Origin of the sequence: Rheinheimera sp. NSM, from assembly GCF_052380015.1 — a bacterium.
Classification (GTDB): Bacteria; Pseudomonadota; Gammaproteobacteria; order Enterobacterales; family Alteromonadaceae; genus Alishewanella.
Map to the genome: position 1 here is coordinate 1,185,711 of NZ_JBQTCI010000001.1, position 15,242 is coordinate 1,200,952.

Here is a 15,242-nt window from a genome sequence, read left to right on the forward strand (position 1 = left end):
GGCGGCTAATCCGGTAACCACTGGCTGATACAACGGGCCAGCACCGCACTGTCTATCGGCTTGCTGACTAAATCATTCATCCCTGCGGCAATACAGCGTTGGCGTACCTCGTCAGAGTGATGCGCCGTCATGGCAATAACAGGAATATGTTCACAGCCGGGCAATTGGCGTAAGCGGCTTGTGGTGTCGTAGCCGTTTAAACCAGGCATTTCAATATCCATCAGGATCAGCGCTACCGGTTGCTGAGCCAGCAATTGCAGCGCCTGGTTGCCATCTGCTGCGGTCAGCACAGTGTAGCCCAGCTTTTGTAAGATAATTTGCGCCAGTGCCTGATTAAAATAGTTATCTTCAACCAGTAATACGCTGGTTTGCTCTGCAGTGTCACTCACGGGCGGTACTTGAGCTGTTGCCGGCTGTTGTACGGGCACTGCCGGTATATCTGCGGCTTTACAGTGCGCAAAGCGGGCGCTAAAGCTAAAGGTACTGCCGATGCCGCGTTGGCTGCTAACCTGCATTTCGCCGCCCATTAATGTGACCAGCCGGCGGCAAATGGTGAGGCCCAGCCCTGTGCCGCCAAACTTGCGGCTGATGGAGCTGTCGGCCTGATTAAAGGCGGTAAATAATTGCTGTTGTTGTTGCTCAGAGATACCAATGCCGGTATCGCTGATAGCAAAGCTTAACTGATGCACGCCGGCTGCCGGTGCCGGCAGTGCAGTGACACTCAGGGTTATTTCGCCGTTGTCGGTAAATTTCACTGCGTTGCTTAGCAGGTTAATTAATACCTGGCTCAGGCGCAGTTCATCGCCCTGCAGATACTGCGGTAACCCGGCATCCTGTTGCAGCCTGAACTGCAGCTGCTTTTCGGCCAGTTGTGCACTGAACATATCGACCACACGGTTGATGCAGGTGCTCAGCCCGAAGGGGGCTTGTTCCAGGGTGAGCTTGCCGGCTTCAATTTTAGAAAAATCCAGCACGTCATTAATAATGCTTAATAAAATGCGACCTGACGCACGGATTTTGTCCAAATAACTTTGCTGCGTAGCAAAGTCTTCATTTTGTTGTGCCAGTTCGGCAAAGCCCAACACAGCATTGAGCGGGGTGCGCAGCTCATGGCTCATATTGGCCAGAAACTCACTCTTAGCGACGGTGGCGGCTTCAGCCGCTTGTTTGGCCTGTTGTAACTGTGCCATGGTGTGTTGCAGGTGTGCGGTGCGCTGTTCAATCATCACCGTCAGTTGTTGTTTTTCTTTTAACAGATGTCTGGTTCGCCATTTCAACAGTAAATACAGTAGCAACAGTGTCAGCAGGATATAGCTGAGCCAGGCGGCGGTACCGGCATACCAGGGATGCGCAATATGAATATTCAACGCGGCAGAGAGTTGGGAGTCGCCCTGATGGTCGCGGCTGCGCACCATAAACTGATAGTCACCGCCGGGCAGGTTGGTGTAATCACGATACAGCTCGTTACTCCAGCCAGACCAGGTTTTATCATGTCCCTGCAGCTTTACCTGGAATTGTGGCAAAAATAAGTGGCTGAAGTTGGGGCTGGCATAGTCAAACCGCAACGCTGTGCTGCCGGCATCAAGTTGCAGCCGTTGCGGCACCGTGCCACCGTTATAAAATACCTTGCCATCTAAGGTTCGCAGTTGCCGTACCAGCGGCAGCTTCGGTGGTAAGTTACTGTGCTCATTAATGGCAAAGCGGAAGATACCTTCGGCGCCACCAAACCAAACCACATTTTGTTTATCGATTAGCAGCGTATCCAGCGGAATGTCCTGCAATGGCTGTAGCGCCGACGCCTGCCAGCGGTAATGGCCGTTAGCGTCGGCAAACAACACCCCGGCCTGACGGCTGCCGCTGTCGTTATCCCAGGTTAGCAGCCACAGATTATTGTGCTGATCGGTTTGCGGGTAACGTACCCAAGGCTGGGTGCCACTGAAGGCTTGTGCCAGTTGCGGGTCCAGAGTGAATTGCTGCGCGGCTGCATCAAAACGAAGAAAGCCGTTTACGCTGGCCAACAACAGCTGTTGTTTGTACCAATGTACCGAGTTACGGTTGTTGCTGGGTAAACCGTCGGCCTTACTAAAGTGCTTTACTGCCAGCGGTACAGAATTACCACCTTGCCAGCGTGCCGGCAGGTTAAGGCGGTATACACCATGGGCCAGACTGCCAAGCCAGAGCTCACCGTCGGCAGTTTCCAGAATACTGTTCAGGTTACCGCTGACCCCCGGCACGCGGCCTTCGTCCAGCCATTTACCTTGCTCATAGCGCATACTGGCCAGGCCGTCCTGCAAGCCGATAAAAATGCGCTGCGGGTTTTGCACCGACTGATACAACACTTTACTGGCCAGCTCAGAGGGGCGTACCAGGCTTATTTGCTGTCCTTGCATAGCATAGACGCCGCTGCTGTTGGCGATCAGCAGTTGTTGCTCAAAACTGATAAAATCCCAGGTTTGTTTTTGTAACTCCGTTATAGCTTCAAAGCGGTTTTGCACGTTTTTACGAAATAAGCCCAGGCTGGTACCGGCGTACAGGCTGTCCTGATGCTGATACAGGGCCAGCACATTGCCGTGCAGGCCATTGGCGTTATTGTAGTAAGAGATAGCGGCAGATAAGTCTATCCGGCTTAAACCATGATCCAACGCCAGCCACAGGCCTTGCTGATGATCCTGATACAGGGCGCGGATATTCTGATCGACCAGGCCGTACTGCTTGGTAATATGGCTTTTTAGTTTGCCCTCAGCACTGAGTATATAGAGGCCATCCTGAGTGGTACCCAGCGCAAAATCACCATTATTTAAACGCAGCGCACTATAAAGCAGAGCCCGTGGCAAGGCGTCATCAATGTCGGTATGCCAGCGCTCGCTGCCTTCGCTGTTAAGCAAAAACAATTCGCCCTCGCGGCTGCCGGCCAGCAGAGTAGTCGCATCAAATACTTCCAACATAAATACGCTGGTGTCGGCGAAACGCTCAGATCCCGGTAGCAGGGTAAAGTCGCCTTGTTTCAACTCCAGTAAGCCGGTGCCTTCTTCACGTACTATAAGACGGCCCTGCAACCAAAATGCCTTCAGAAAGGCGCTGTTGGTAGTCCAGACTTTAACTTGCTCAGCGCTGATCAGAAACACATAGTCGCGACTGATAAAGTAAGCGCCATCAGCAGTGGCAAAGGTTTGACGTACGTCCTGAAAGTTACGGTACTCCGGTGCAATGCGCTGCAGCAAAGAAACATAGCGGCTGCCGGCCGGATCTTTCGTATCAATGTAGCCCAGCTCACCTTTTGAGCCGACATAAATGCGACCATCATCAGCTAAGGCCAGGGAACGTACCACGGCTTTATTGCTGGTTGGTATCATACGCCAGCGGGCGCCGTCGTATTCTAAAATGCCGACATTATTACCGACATACAACAAGCCGCGCTGATCCTGAATTACCGCCCAGTTCTGCGTGCCGCCGTTGTAATCTTTCGGTTTAAAATTGCTCAGTAGCGGCGTGCCATATTGCCCTTGTGCAACAACCGCAGGGCAGCATAACAGCAGCAGTATAACCAGACTGATAATGCCTGAATGTGTCCGCCTTGTTACCATGCACACCCCCTGTTCACATAGTTTGGCATAGTTGTGCGTCGGCAATGCCGGCAAGTACCGTGCCGGCAGTAGTGTTATTTGCGCAGCACTTTGTCCAGGTAGCCCATCGCGAAGGCCGATAACACAAAGGTGATATGCATCAGCAGATACCACATAATTTTGTCATTGGCGATGGTTTCGGTATTCATAAACACCTTTAACAGATGAATAGACGAGATAGCAACAATAGACGCTGCTACTTTGTTTTTTAATGAACCGGAGTCGAGTTTACCCAACCAGCTTAATTTATCGTCGTTGCCTTCCAAATCCAGCCTGGAAACGAAGTTTTCGTAACCGGAAAACATCACCATCACAATCAGGCCACCCACTAAGGCGATATCAATTAGTGATAACACCACCAGTATCAGCTCAACTTCTTTCATGCTCAGAATAATGGGCATGATATGAAACACTTCCTGAAAGAACTTAATGCCCAGCGCCAGCAGCGCCAGGCTAAGACCAAGATAAATAGGCGCCATGATCCAGCGCGTAGAGTACATCAGTTTTTCCAGAAAATTTTCCATTACTACACCTGTATTATCCAACCGCTGTATTATGCGGTCATCGGTCAAGACGTCAAGCGTCCGGCAGTCTTTTTATCTGTTATCTGTGTTGGGTAATCAGTGAGGAGTTAACCGGTAGTTACCGCATATTTTTGCGTTTTACCGCAAGCATACTGGAGACTGCAGGCTAATGTGATAGCGTCTGCGCGATATGATACTACAGTGTTGCTCTATGAGAATAATACATCGCAGCCTGACTGTGTTACTGGCGCTTTGCAGCGGTACAGTGCAGGCAGGTGAAGGCTTGTGGCAACCGCAGCAGTTGCCGCAAATACTGACGGCGGATGCCGTGTCGTCGTTATTGCCCGGCCAGGTGGCTGCGTTACAGCAATCGGTTAATGCTATGGCGCAAGTGGGCGACTGCAGCGCGGCTTTTGTGTCAGCCAACGGTTTGCTGCTAACCAGTTATCATTGCCTGGCGCAAAAGTTAGATTCATTGCAGCCTGCCATGTCGGACAGCGGTTTTACCGCGCTGACGCCGGAAACTGAATTACCGCTTACCGGGCTTGGTATCGCCATGATGCGGCAACAGCAAGATGTGACCTTGCTGCTCAATCGCCAGTTAAGCCAGCCGCTCAGCCCGCAACAGCGTAGTGAAAAACTGCAGCAGCTTAGCCGGCAATTAGTCAGCGAGTGTCAGCGCCAAAGTGGTTACCGCTGCGAGCTGAAAAGCTTTCATGATGGCATGGCTTTTTATCTGCTGCAGTATCAGGATCTGGACAGTGTGCGTTTAGTGCATGTACCGCAAAGGGTTGTTGATGGCCGTAATTGGTCATGGCCGCGTTACAGTGCTAACTACGTGTTGCTGCGCGCTTATCAGCGTAATGATCAGACCGTAGTGCCTTATCGCCCGGCTTTTTTAGCGGTGTCGGCTCGCGGCGTAGCAGAAAATGATGCGGTAATAGTGGCTGGCTTTCCGCAAAACAGCCAACGCTATCATAATGCGGAGCAGGTGCGTTTTCAGTTTGAACAACTGTTGCCGGCATCGCTCGGTTACCTGCAGCACACCATAGAGCTGATTGAGCGGTTGGCGCCGCCAGGCAGTCATAATGCACAGCGCTATGCCGCTATGCTGCACCAACTTAAGCAAAGCGAACAACAGCAACAGGCAATGCTGCAGCAGTACCGTAACAGCAATCTGCTGGCACAAAAGCAGCAAGCAGAGCAACAGCTGATCGACTGGATTAACGGCAGCCCGGTGCGCCAGCAGCTGTATGCGCCGGCAATAAGCCGGTTTGTGTTGTTGCAGCAGCAATATCACAACACACAACTGCGCGACCAGGTGCTGGATTATTTACAGTACGCCCGGTTACCGGCGTTAGCCAAGCAGCTGTATAGCCATGCGCTGGCGCGAGAAGCTGCAGAGGATGAAAATAGCCTGCAGCAGCAAGCGCAGCAAATACGCCGGCAGATACAGTTATTGGATACACAATTTGACGCCAGGCTGGATATGGAGCTGGCGCTGCATTTTCTGCGGCAATATTCATTGCTACCGGCCGAACAACGTTTGCCGGCGTTAGATCATTATTTTGCTTTGGCTGATGGCTTTAACCGCGAAATAGTGCGGCATAAACTAGCTGCGATATATCGCGGCACCAGGCTAACAGATGCGGATACACGCTTGCACTGGTTAACGCAGCGCCCGCAGCAGTTTGTGCAAAGTCAGGATAGCTTGATTAACTTTGCCGTGGCAATGCACGATACTGCTACGCAATTGGCTACGCAGCGCCGGCAACTTAATGCAGAACTGGACGCTGCCAAAGCCGGCATGATGGAGGTATTACTGGCGTTTGACGAAGCCCGGGGTAAAGCAAGTTACGCCGAGGCCAATGGCTCGTTACGCTTTAGTCTTGGCCATGTGCGTGGCTATCAACCTATGGATGCGGTGTGGCATCAGCCATTTAGCAGTCTGCGCGGTTTAAATACGCGGGATAAACCTGTTGTAGCACCGGAACAAGCCGGGTTAGCGGTGAATTTTCTCAGCACCGCAGACAGCTGTGCCGGCTACACGGCGGCGCCTACTTTGAATACGCGGGCGGAGTTGGTCGGTGTGATGTTCGCCGGCGTAAAAGAAAATGTGTTGGCAGACTGGCACTATGATGCGGCGCAAAGCCGCTCTGTGCATGTTGACAGCCGTTTTATTGTCTGGCAATTGCAGCAATCGGAAGCCGGCAAAACCCTGCTGGGGGAAATGCAGCTGCGTTACTGAATAAAACTGCCTGTAACGGGCAGTTTTACCTTCCTCTCTCTTAATTTCAGTCGATTTGCAGTATTATAGCCGCAGGCAGTTTAACGGCTGTGTTGTGGTTACTAATGGTGGAGAGCAAGTGGATAAGCAGTTCCGGGTAAAACTTATTGTACGTCGCGCAGCAGCCCTGGCCTCTTTGGGCTGGTTAAAGCAAAGCTGGCATATCTTCCTGCAGGCGCCTTTGGTGTGGATATTGATGTTTGTCAGCCTCGGCGCTATTGCCCTGTTTAGCCAACTGCACCCGTTTACTGCGGTGATTGGCATTTTGCTTAATCCGTTCTTAACAGCCGGGGTATATAAAAGCGTGGTGGCAGTGCAACAAAAGCAGGTCATCAGCTATAGCGATTTATTTAAACCGCTGCAGGAGAGCGGCTGCAGGGCCGTTTTTATGCGCATAGCGGCACTGAATATGCTGGCATCTATTCCGCTAAGCAGTCTGGCGATGATGCTGTTAGAGCAACTTCAGGCAGAGCAACCGGTAAGCGCCGGGCTGGTATTGTTGTTTGTGGCCGGTTATATCCTTGGCTGGATGGTTTTTGCTTATGCTGTGGCCATCGCATATTTTTTACGTGAGCGCAGTATAGTGGCTATTATGCAGGCCAGCTTTATTGCCTGCTGGCGCAATATCACGCCATTGGTGGTATTTGGCCTCTTGAGTCTGCTGCTGATAATGCTTACCATGCCAACCATGTTTATCGGCTTATTGCTGGTGGTACCACTGCTGAATATCGCGTTTTTCTTATCTTTTAATGAGTTCTTTGCGTTGCAGGTTAAACCCACTGATGAAGCGGTGCTGGAAGTATAGCCTTGGCTGAGCTGGCAGATTTAAAACGCATGGCCATTAATTGGCTGAGCCGGCGCGACTACAGCGAAGCGCAGCTAAGCCAGCGCTTAAGCCGCCAGGGCGGTGAAGCCGGCGATATTGCTAAGGTAATAGCCTGGTGTAAGGCAGAGAACTACCTGGATCAGCAGCGTTTTATCAGTATGTTAGTGCGTAGCCGGGTAAATAAAGGCTATGGCTTGGGCTACATAGTGCAGGAATGCCGCCAGCAAAATATCAGCCGTGAACAGGTGCTGCAATGCGCGGCAGAGCTGGAAATAGATTGGTTTGCGCTGGCACAGCAACTGTACCAAAAGAAATACGGCCAAAGCGTAGTAACCGAATATAAAGACAAGTTTAAACGCATGGCGTATATGCAGCGCCGTGGTTTTAGTAACGAACAAATTCAATTTGCCATTAATCAAACAGAGTAACACTCAAGCGGACAGGATTTTTCCATGACTATGACATCGGCCGGTATCAGGCGCGCCTTTTTAGATTATTTTGCCAGTAAACAGCACCAGGTAGTAGCCAGCAGTTCGCTGATCCCGGGCAATGATGCCACCTTACTGTTTACCAATGCCGGTATGGTGCAATTTAAAGACGTATTTCTCGGTCAGGACCCGCGCAGCTATAACCGTGCCGTGTCTGCCCAGCGCTGTGTGCGTGCCGGCGGTAAACATAACGACCTGGAAAACGTCGGCTACACCGCCCGCCACCATACCTTTTTTGAAATGCTGGGTAACTTCAGCTTTGGCGATTACTTTAAACAAGAAGCCATAGCCTATGCCTGGGAGTTCTTAACCGTTGTGGTTAAGCTGCCCAAAGAAAAGCTGTGGGTAACCGTATATGAAACCGACGATGAAGCCTACAACATCTGGTTAAAGGACGTGGGGGTGCCGGCAGAGCGGATTATCCGTATCGGCGACAATAAGGGCGCGCCTTACGCGTCGGATAACTTCTGGGCGATGGGCGATACCGGCCCGTGCGGCCCTTGTACCGAAATTTTCTATGACCACGGTGAGCATATCTGGGGCGGCCCGCCGGGTTCGCCGGAAGAAGATGGCGATCGTTATATCGAGATCTGGAACATCGTGTTTATGCAGTTTAACCGCCACAGCGACGGCCGGATGGAAAAACTGCCCAAACCCAGTGTTGATACCGGTATGGGGCTGGAGCGTATTGCCGCTATTTTGCAGCACGTACACAGTAACTACGAAATTGATACTTTTGTCGCGTTAATTAAAGCCGCAGCAGAGGTGACCGGTGCTACCGATTTAAGCGATAAATCGTTACGCGTGGTGGCCGACCATATCCGCAGCTGTGCGTTTTTAATTGTTGATGGGGTGCAGCCCTCCAACGAAGGCCGTGGCTATGTGCTGCGCCGTATTGTGCGCCGTGCCGTACGCCATGGTAATAAGCTGGGCGCTAAAGGTGCGTTTTTCTATCAGTTGGTAGCGGCTTTAGTGGCGCAGATGGGTGAAGCCTATCCGGAGCTGGCAGCAAAGCAAGCGGTAGTGGAAAAAGTCCTGAAACTGGAAGAAGAGCAGTTCGGCAAAACGCTGGAGCGTGGTCTGACAATACTGGAAGACGCGCTGGCCGGCTTAACCGGCACCGAGCTGCCGGGCGAGCTGGTATTTAAACTGTACGATACCTACGGCTTCCCGGTTGATTTAACCAATGATGTGGCGCGTGAGCGTAACCTGAGCATTGATCAGGCCGGTTTTGATGCTGCTATGGCGCAGCAGCGTAAACGTGCACAGCAGGCGTCTAACTTCGGCGCCGATTACAATGCAGCAGTAACTTCAAGCCAGCAAACTACCTTTACCGGTTACGAGCAGGAGTTTGGTAATGCGCTGGTGGTAGAAATACTGCGCGATGGCCAGGCCGTAAACAGCCTCAGCGATGGCGACCAGGCGCTGGTTATTCTGGATAAAACGCCGTTTTATGCCGAGTCCGGTGGCCAAATAGGCGACAGCGGCAGCTTAACCCTGGCCAACGGCGCGGTGTTTACCGTGCAAGATACTATTAAGCTGGCTAAAGCTTTCGCGCATAAAGGCCATGTACGCGGCGCTTTAACTGTGGGCGACAAAGTGGATGCACAGATAGACAGTGCACGCCGTGCCGCTATTAAGCAAAACCACTCTGCTACGCATTTATTGCATGCAGCGCTGCGTAAAGTGTTGGGTGAACACGTAACGCAAAAAGGCTCGCTGGTTGGCCCTGAGCGGCTGCGCTTTGATTTCAGCCATTTTGAGGCAGTAAAAGCAGAAGAGCTGCGCACTATTGAACAGCTGGTTAACGAACAAATTCAGCAGAATCATCCGTTACAAACCCGGTTAATGCCGATTGACGAGGCAAAAGCGGCCGGTGCTATGGCGCTGTTTGGCGAAAAGTATGATGACGAAGTGCGTGTGCTGAGCATGGGTGACTTCTCCATTGAACTTTGCGGTGGTACCCATGTCAGCCGCACCGGCGATATTGGTTTGTGCAAAATTGTATCTGAAAACGGTATCGCCTCCGGTGTGCGCCGGATTGAAGCGGTTAGCGGTGCCGGTGCCATCAGCTATATTCAACAGTTGGAGCAACAGGCGCAAAGCGTTGCCAGCGCACTGAAGGGCGACATGTTCAGTATTGCCGAGCGTGTACAGCAAGCGCAGGAGCGCAGCAAGCAGCTGGAAAAAGACATTGAACAGCTAAAAGCTAAACTGGCCAGCCAGGCCGGTGCATCGCTATCCGATCAAGCCGAGCAAATTGCCGGGGCAACGGTGTTAATCAGCCAGCTGCCGGCAACCGAGCCTAAAGCACTGCGCACTATGCTGGATGAACTGAAAAATAAACTCAGCAGCGGTGTTATTCTGCTGGCAACGGTAAATGATGACAAAATCAGCCTGATAGCCGGCGTTACTGCCGATTTAACCGGTAAGGTACATGCCGGCCAGTTGGTGGGCTGGGCGGCAGAAAAATTAGGTGGTAAGGGCGGTGGCCGGCCTGATATGGCTCAGGCTGGTGGTACTGACGTGGCGGCATTAGCGGCAGTATTGGCGCAAGCTAAAACCCTGGTAAGTCAAAAATTAAGCTAAACTGCATCCAACTGCCAGGGAGGGTAGCGTCGTCCCTCCAGGCTGATCGGGCCAATTAGCCGCAGCGTAATCAACAAAAGCGGTTATTTGCCGTACAGTACAGTATGAATGTCGATTATTTGCTGCCGGCGTGCAGCAGATTGCTACAATGCCGGCGTTTTAGCACAATTTTGTTGTGCATAAACGCCAATTATTTAAACGCCCGGCTTTTCATCAGCTGCGCAGCTGAGTTATGATACGGCGCTTTAGTGTATACACCGGTGTAACTTGCGCTGGGTAACAGGGATAAAGGAGCAAACGAATGCTAATTCTTACTCGTCGTGTTGGTGAGACACTGATGATCGGTGACGAAGTTACCGTAACGGTATTGGGTGTGAAAGGCAACCAGGTACGTATTGGTGTTAATGCACCAAAAGAAGTATCTGTACACCGTGAAGAGATTTATATGCGTATTCAGGCCGAGAAAGGTTCACCGGATACAACTTACGGCGAAGACGACTAATTCTCGCGTTACCAGCGTGGCTTGCTGATGAATTCTGCTGATTTTGTACGTTTTGTGACTTAATCGCGCTGAATTGCTTAAAAGGTCGGCAAACGCACTTTTCAGTTCCAAAAATTGTTTGACTTATTTTCCTGAGACATTAATATACACGCCGCAACACAGAGCGGAGAAATGGCCGAGTGGCTGAAGGCGCACCCCTGCTAAGGGTGTATAGGGGAAACTCTATCGAGGGTTCGAATCCCTCTTTCTCCGCCATTTTTTGTCAGAGCGGACGCATAGCTCAGCTGGATAGAGTACTCGGCTACGAACCGAGCGGTCGGAGGTTCGAATCCTCCTGCGTCCACCATCTGATTTGGGCAAGCATCATGCACTGTGCTTTAAAATAATTGTGCTAAAATTTGCAACACCATGGACGCATAGCTCAGCTGGATAGAGTACTCGGCTACGAACCGAGCGGTCGGAGGTTCGAATCCTCCTGCGTCCACCATATACGAAGAACCCGCTACGGCTAACGCCTTAGCGGGTTTTTTTCATTTGAACGAGATGCAAGCTGACGCAGGCAATAAAAAAGGGCGCTATGCTGCGCCCTTGTGTAATGCTGCAGGCTTAGAAACCTAAACTAACAGTAAAGCTTACAGTACGGCCGGCACCCAGCAAGTAAGCGCCTTCCTGACCACCGCTGATATAACTTTTATCAGTTAGATTATTTAGCGTCAGCGCCAGATCCACTTGATTAAACATAGCGGCAGCAGCCAGGTTGTACTGATAACCCAGATAAGCATTTACGATAGTGTGAGCGGGGATCGGATCGCGGTTCCACTGAATAACACCATCAATTTCATCGCGTCCGGCGGCGCCATAATATTCCGCGGTGTATTTACCATTAATACCGGCACGGTAGCTGCCGTCGTTGTAATTCAGCGCCATGCTAAGCATTTTCTCCGGTATTGCTGCTACTTTATCGCCGGCACGATAGCCGTTAATGGTTTCACTGTATTCGGCGCTATTAAGTGTTAGTGCTGATGTGAGTGACCAGTTTGGAGCAAAGCGCCAGTCAAGGTTGGCTTCAATGCCGCGTGATGTCACGCCACCAACGTTAACAAAGGTGCCGTCCAGCTCGGCTAAATAATCCGGCAAATCGTCAATTTCTTCATAGGCCAGTAGCGTAATACGGTTATTAAAGCTAACGTCATAATAAGTAGCAGACCAATTAACCGAGTCACCAAAGTAGCGCAGGCCAAAATCGATATTGTCGGCAGTTTCTGCCTCCAGCTCGTTAAAGTCCTGTCCAACGGTGTTTAAGATAGTATCCGGTATGGCTTTAAAGTTTTCCGCGAAGCCGGCAAACAATTCCAGTTTTTCTGTCAGGCGATAAACCACACCAATGCCGGGTAATAAATCTGAGTCACTGTTCAATTTACCGTTATTGCTGCTGTCGAAGTTATCAGTACGCTCAATGTCAATAAGGTACTGCTGCAAGCCCAGGGTAAGCTGCAAATCGCCAAAGCTGATCGTATCCTGCAGATAGTACTTCACGATACTTTGATCGTAGTCATCGTCAAATTGAACCCAGTATGGCGTGTTGTCAAAGTAATGATATACCTGTGGATCCAGCACTTTGTGCCAGTCGCGGCTCTGATTACGATCTTGCTGCTCCAGCCACAGGCCGGCACGCAGCAGGTTGTTACCCAGTGTCCAGCGTAAATTGGCCGTAGTGCCGTAACGCTGTTTTTCATAATGGGTATGGCGATAAGACGACACCCTGGTTGCGCCGGTGGTATCAGCATCGGCATCTAAAATCGGCTGGCCGTTTGCATCAACATAGTTGTAAGTAATACGTTGAGCGCCATTGCCTTTGCTGATTAAATTACCCTCGGTATCGGTGGCATATACCTGGTAAGGCGGTAGCCAATCGCCGCGGCCATTTTGTAAATGCAGATAGGGCGTGACATCCATGTCGATGCTGTCACTTAAATCAAATTCAGTTTTTACGTACGCCAGCATATTTTCGCGCAGTGTCGACCAGGCTTCAGCGAAGTTTTGATCAATATCCGGATTGCCGGTCCAGGCACTGGTAAGGCCGTCCCAGTGAGGGTTTTGTTTAAACTGCGCCAGCGAGCGGTAATCGTAGTTATCTTCGTGCGCATCGTCATAGGAAATGCGCGCAGTAATGCGGGCACGTTCCAGCTCAGTGATACTTTTTGCCTCAACGTGGAAACGGTTAGCGTAGCCGTTACTGCCGCTACCAATCCAGCGGTTGTTAAAGCTGTCTGACAAGCTGAAATAAGCCGTAGTATGGTCAAGAATTTCACCGGTGTTGTAGCGGGCAAAGTAACGCCGTGCATTATGGCTGCCGCTGCTGTAGCCAAAACGGCCGCCTTTCTCCATTGCAGGATTAGCCGAGATAAAATTCAGCGTGCCGCCCAGTGCGTCCAGCGATGCTGATGCAATATCAGCTGCGCCCTGGCCTACTTCAACGTAGCGGGTGTTTTCCGCATCCAGATAGCGGTTGGCTTTACTGCCGCCGGCATAAGCTGAGCCGCCATTGGGCACGCCATCTATAGTGATACCGAGTTGCTGATCGGCGCGGTCAATAACAAAACCGCGCATGCTGATGGTTGTGGTGTAGTCATCGCTGCCAAAAGCATCGCCCTGGCCAACGTTAACACCCGGTAGGTTATTCACCAAATCCAGCACGTTGCTGATAGGTGCCTGAAACTGCGCCATATTGGCATCGGTGCTGTTATTGGCGTAGCTGACGCGTTTACCGACAACAGACAGCACTTCAACGTCGCTTTCTGCAGCGGCGACAGTAACGTTTTCTTCTGCTTGCGCTGCACTGCTAAGCAGAGTGGCGATGGCCAGCGTAAGGCTATTTAACCTGAGATTGTGCACAATGAGTCTCCCGAACAGATGTTGTGATCTTGTTGTTATGGTCGGACGAGTCGCCGACGGCGAGCCATTGTGGAGAACCAATGTTTAAATTTCGTGACTTTAAAATGTATTTACTGTGTGATTAAGATGTTGTTTTTATGACGCTATGCTGGCTGCAGCGACAGTTTTCATTTGTTTGTCATAATATTTGGTCAGGCTGTGGCAAAACTGCAGGAGTTGTTATGAAGCCACTATTATTAGTTTTAGCCTTGGCACTGGTATTAGCTGTAGCCCTGGTGCTGGCAGGGTGCCAGTCGACCGCTAATCCGGATTTGCAGCTCAGTGCTTCGCCGGGGCCAAGGCCGTTGTATTTAATCGGCGCCTTACCTGAAGGTGACTTAAAGCAGCGGCTGCAGGCGTGTAAAAACCAGCCGTTTTACCGGCATGAATTTTCCATTGGCCATCGCGGGGCTCCGCTGATGTTTGCCGAGCACAGCCGGCAGTCGTATCAGGCTGCAGCGGATATGGGCGCCGGCATAGTGGAATGTGATGTGGCCTTTACGGCCGATCAGCAACTGGTATGCCGCCATGCCCAGTGTGATTTACACCAGACCACCGATATTTTGCTACGCCCTGAGCTGGCGGCAAAATGCAGGGTGCCTTTTAGCCCGGCAGAAGCTGCAAGCGGTAAAGCCGCCACTGCACTGTGCTGCACCAGCGATATTACCGTACAGGAGTTCAGCGGGCTTTGTGCCAAAATGGATGGCGTAAACCCCCGCGCACAAAATGCAGAGGATTATGTGCAGGGTACGCCCGGTTGGCGCACCGATTTATACAGCCAGTGTGCTACGCCGGTAACGCATAAAGAGTCGGTGGCGCTGTTTAAACAGTTAGGGGTAAAGATGACACCCGAGCTGAAACAGCCTGAAGTAGCCATGCCGTTTAACGGCCGCTACAGTCAGCAAGACTATGCGCAGCAACTGGTGGATGAATATAAAGCGGCAGGTGTTGCGCCCTCACAAGTGTATCTGCAATCATTCAACTGGCAGGATATTGTGTACTGGCTGGAGCATGAGCCGGAATTTGCCCGCCAAGCGGTATGGCTTGATGGCCGTTATGAACAGCCCGGTTTTGACCCGATGCAAAGTAGCAGTTGGCAACCGTCGATGGCACAGCTTAAAGCCAGTGGGCTGAATATTATTGCTCCGCCGTTGTGGGTACTGGTAACCGAACAAAATGGCAAGATAGTGCCGTCGGCGTACGCTATAGCTGCAAAAGCGGCCGGGTTGGACATTATTGCCTGGAGCCTGGAGCGCTCAGCGCCGCTGGCACAGGGCAAGGATTGGTACTATCAATCTTTGCCGACGTTGGCAAAGCATGACGGCGTAGTGTTGCAGGTACTTGATGTGCTGGCCCGCGATGTCGGGGTTAAAGCGGTATTCTCCGATTGGCCGGGTACTACCACGTTTTATGCGAATTGTCTGTTAGGCAACAGCAGTTTTTAAGCGTTAAAAATCCGCCGCCTGCAT

The 15,242-nt window shown here is 51.4% G+C and carries 9 protein-coding genes and 3 tRNA genes; 9 read left to right on the forward strand and 3 right to left on the reverse strand.

The window, feature by feature from the left end:
• Positions 1–5: 5 nt before the first annotated feature.
• Together ACTZWV_RS05275 and ACTZWV_RS05280 are read right to left on the reverse strand one after the other, a co-directional pair.
• Positions 6–3,584, reverse strand: a complete 3,579-nt coding sequence (locus ACTZWV_RS05275) for an ATP-binding protein (protein WP_444785531.1) — start codon at positions 3,582–3,584, stop codon at positions 6–8.
• A 74-nt stretch (positions 3,585–3,658) separates the two neighbouring features.
• Positions 3,659–4,147: a TIGR00645 family protein gene (locus ACTZWV_RS05280; protein ID WP_444785532.1), complete on the reverse strand. Its 489-nt coding sequence runs from the start codon at positions 4,145–4,147 to the stop codon at positions 3,659–3,661.
• 211 nt (positions 4,148–4,358) lie between these two features.
• Here ACTZWV_RS05280 and ACTZWV_RS05285 point away from each other — a divergent pair, with 211 nt between their 5' ends.
• The 8 genes from ACTZWV_RS05285 (at position 4,359) to ACTZWV_RS05320 (ending at position 11,326) form a co-directional block, all read left to right on the forward strand.
• Complete coding sequence (locus tag ACTZWV_RS05285) at positions 4,359–6,395, forward strand: S46 family peptidase (RefSeq protein WP_444785533.1); 2,037 nt, start codon at positions 4,359–4,361, stop codon at positions 6,393–6,395.
• A 118-nt stretch (positions 6,396–6,513) separates the two neighbouring features.
• On the forward strand, positions 6,514–7,239 hold the full coding sequence (locus ACTZWV_RS05290) for a hypothetical protein (protein ID WP_444785534.1): 726 nt from the start codon (positions 6,514–6,516) through the stop codon (positions 7,237–7,239).
• Positions 7,240–7,241: 2 nt separating this feature from the next.
• Positions 7,242–7,688: a regulatory protein RecX gene (locus ACTZWV_RS05295; RefSeq protein ID WP_444785535.1), complete on the forward strand. Its 447-nt coding sequence runs from the start codon at positions 7,242–7,244 to the stop codon at positions 7,686–7,688.
• 30 nt (positions 7,689–7,718) lie between these two features.
• Positions 7,719–10,337: an alanine--tRNA ligase gene (gene alaS / locus ACTZWV_RS05300; protein WP_444785644.1), complete on the forward strand. Its 2,619-nt coding sequence runs from the start codon at positions 7,719–7,721 to the stop codon at positions 10,335–10,337.
• Positions 10,338–10,638: 301 nt separating this feature from the next.
• A complete protein-coding gene (gene csrA, locus ACTZWV_RS05305) occupies positions 10,639–10,839 on the forward strand; it encodes a carbon storage regulator CsrA (RefSeq protein WP_173502054.1) in 201 nt (66 codons plus the stop codon).
• 165 nt (positions 10,840–11,004) lie between these two features.
• Positions 11,005–11,094, forward strand: a tRNA-Ser gene (locus ACTZWV_RS05310).
• A gap of 14 nt (positions 11,095–11,108) precedes the next feature.
• A tRNA-Arg gene (locus ACTZWV_RS05315) sits at positions 11,109–11,185 on the forward strand.
• A gap of 64 nt (positions 11,186–11,249) precedes the next feature.
• Positions 11,250–11,326: transfer RNA gene (locus ACTZWV_RS05320), tRNA-Arg, on the forward strand.
• Between the two features lie 119 nt (positions 11,327–11,445).
• On the opposite strand, the gene ACTZWV_RS05325 is transcribed toward ACTZWV_RS05320, so the two are convergent.
• Positions 11,446–13,734 carry a TonB-dependent receptor domain-containing protein gene (locus ACTZWV_RS05325; protein WP_444785536.1) on the reverse strand — a complete coding sequence of 763 codons (2,289 nt, stop codon included), beginning with the start codon at positions 13,732–13,734 and terminating at the stop codon, positions 11,446–11,448.
• Positions 13,735–13,955: 221 nt separating this feature from the next.
• On the opposite strand from ACTZWV_RS05325, the gene ACTZWV_RS05330 reads away from it, so the two are divergent.
• On the forward strand, positions 13,956–15,218 hold the full coding sequence (locus ACTZWV_RS05330; RefSeq protein ID WP_444785537.1) for a glycerophosphodiester phosphodiesterase family protein: 1,263 nt from the start codon (positions 13,956–13,958) through the stop codon (positions 15,216–15,218).
• The last annotated feature ends 24 nt before the right edge of the window (positions 15,219–15,242 follow it).

Coding starts and splice junctions, on each gene's coding strand:
- ACTZWV_RS05280 (WP_444785532.1), bottom strand. CDS start 4,147: ATGGAAAATTTTCTGGAAAAACTGATGTACTCTACGCGCTGGATCATG.
- alaS (WP_444785644.1), top strand. CDS start 7,719: ATGACATCGGCCGGTATCAGGCGCGCCTTTTTAGATTATTTTGCCAGT.
- csrA (WP_173502054.1), top strand. CDS start 10,639: ATGCTAATTCTTACTCGTCGTGTTGGTGAGACACTGATGATCGGTGAC.
- ACTZWV_RS05330 (WP_444785537.1), top strand. CDS start 13,956: ATGAAGCCACTATTATTAGTTTTAGCCTTGGCACTGGTATTAGCTGTA.
- ACTZWV_RS05275 (WP_444785531.1), bottom strand. CDS start 3,584: ATGGTAACAAGGCGGACACATTCAGGCATTATCAGTCTGGTTATACTG.
- ACTZWV_RS05285 (WP_444785533.1), top strand. CDS start 4,359: ATGAGAATAATACATCGCAGCCTGACTGTGTTACTGGCGCTTTGCAGC.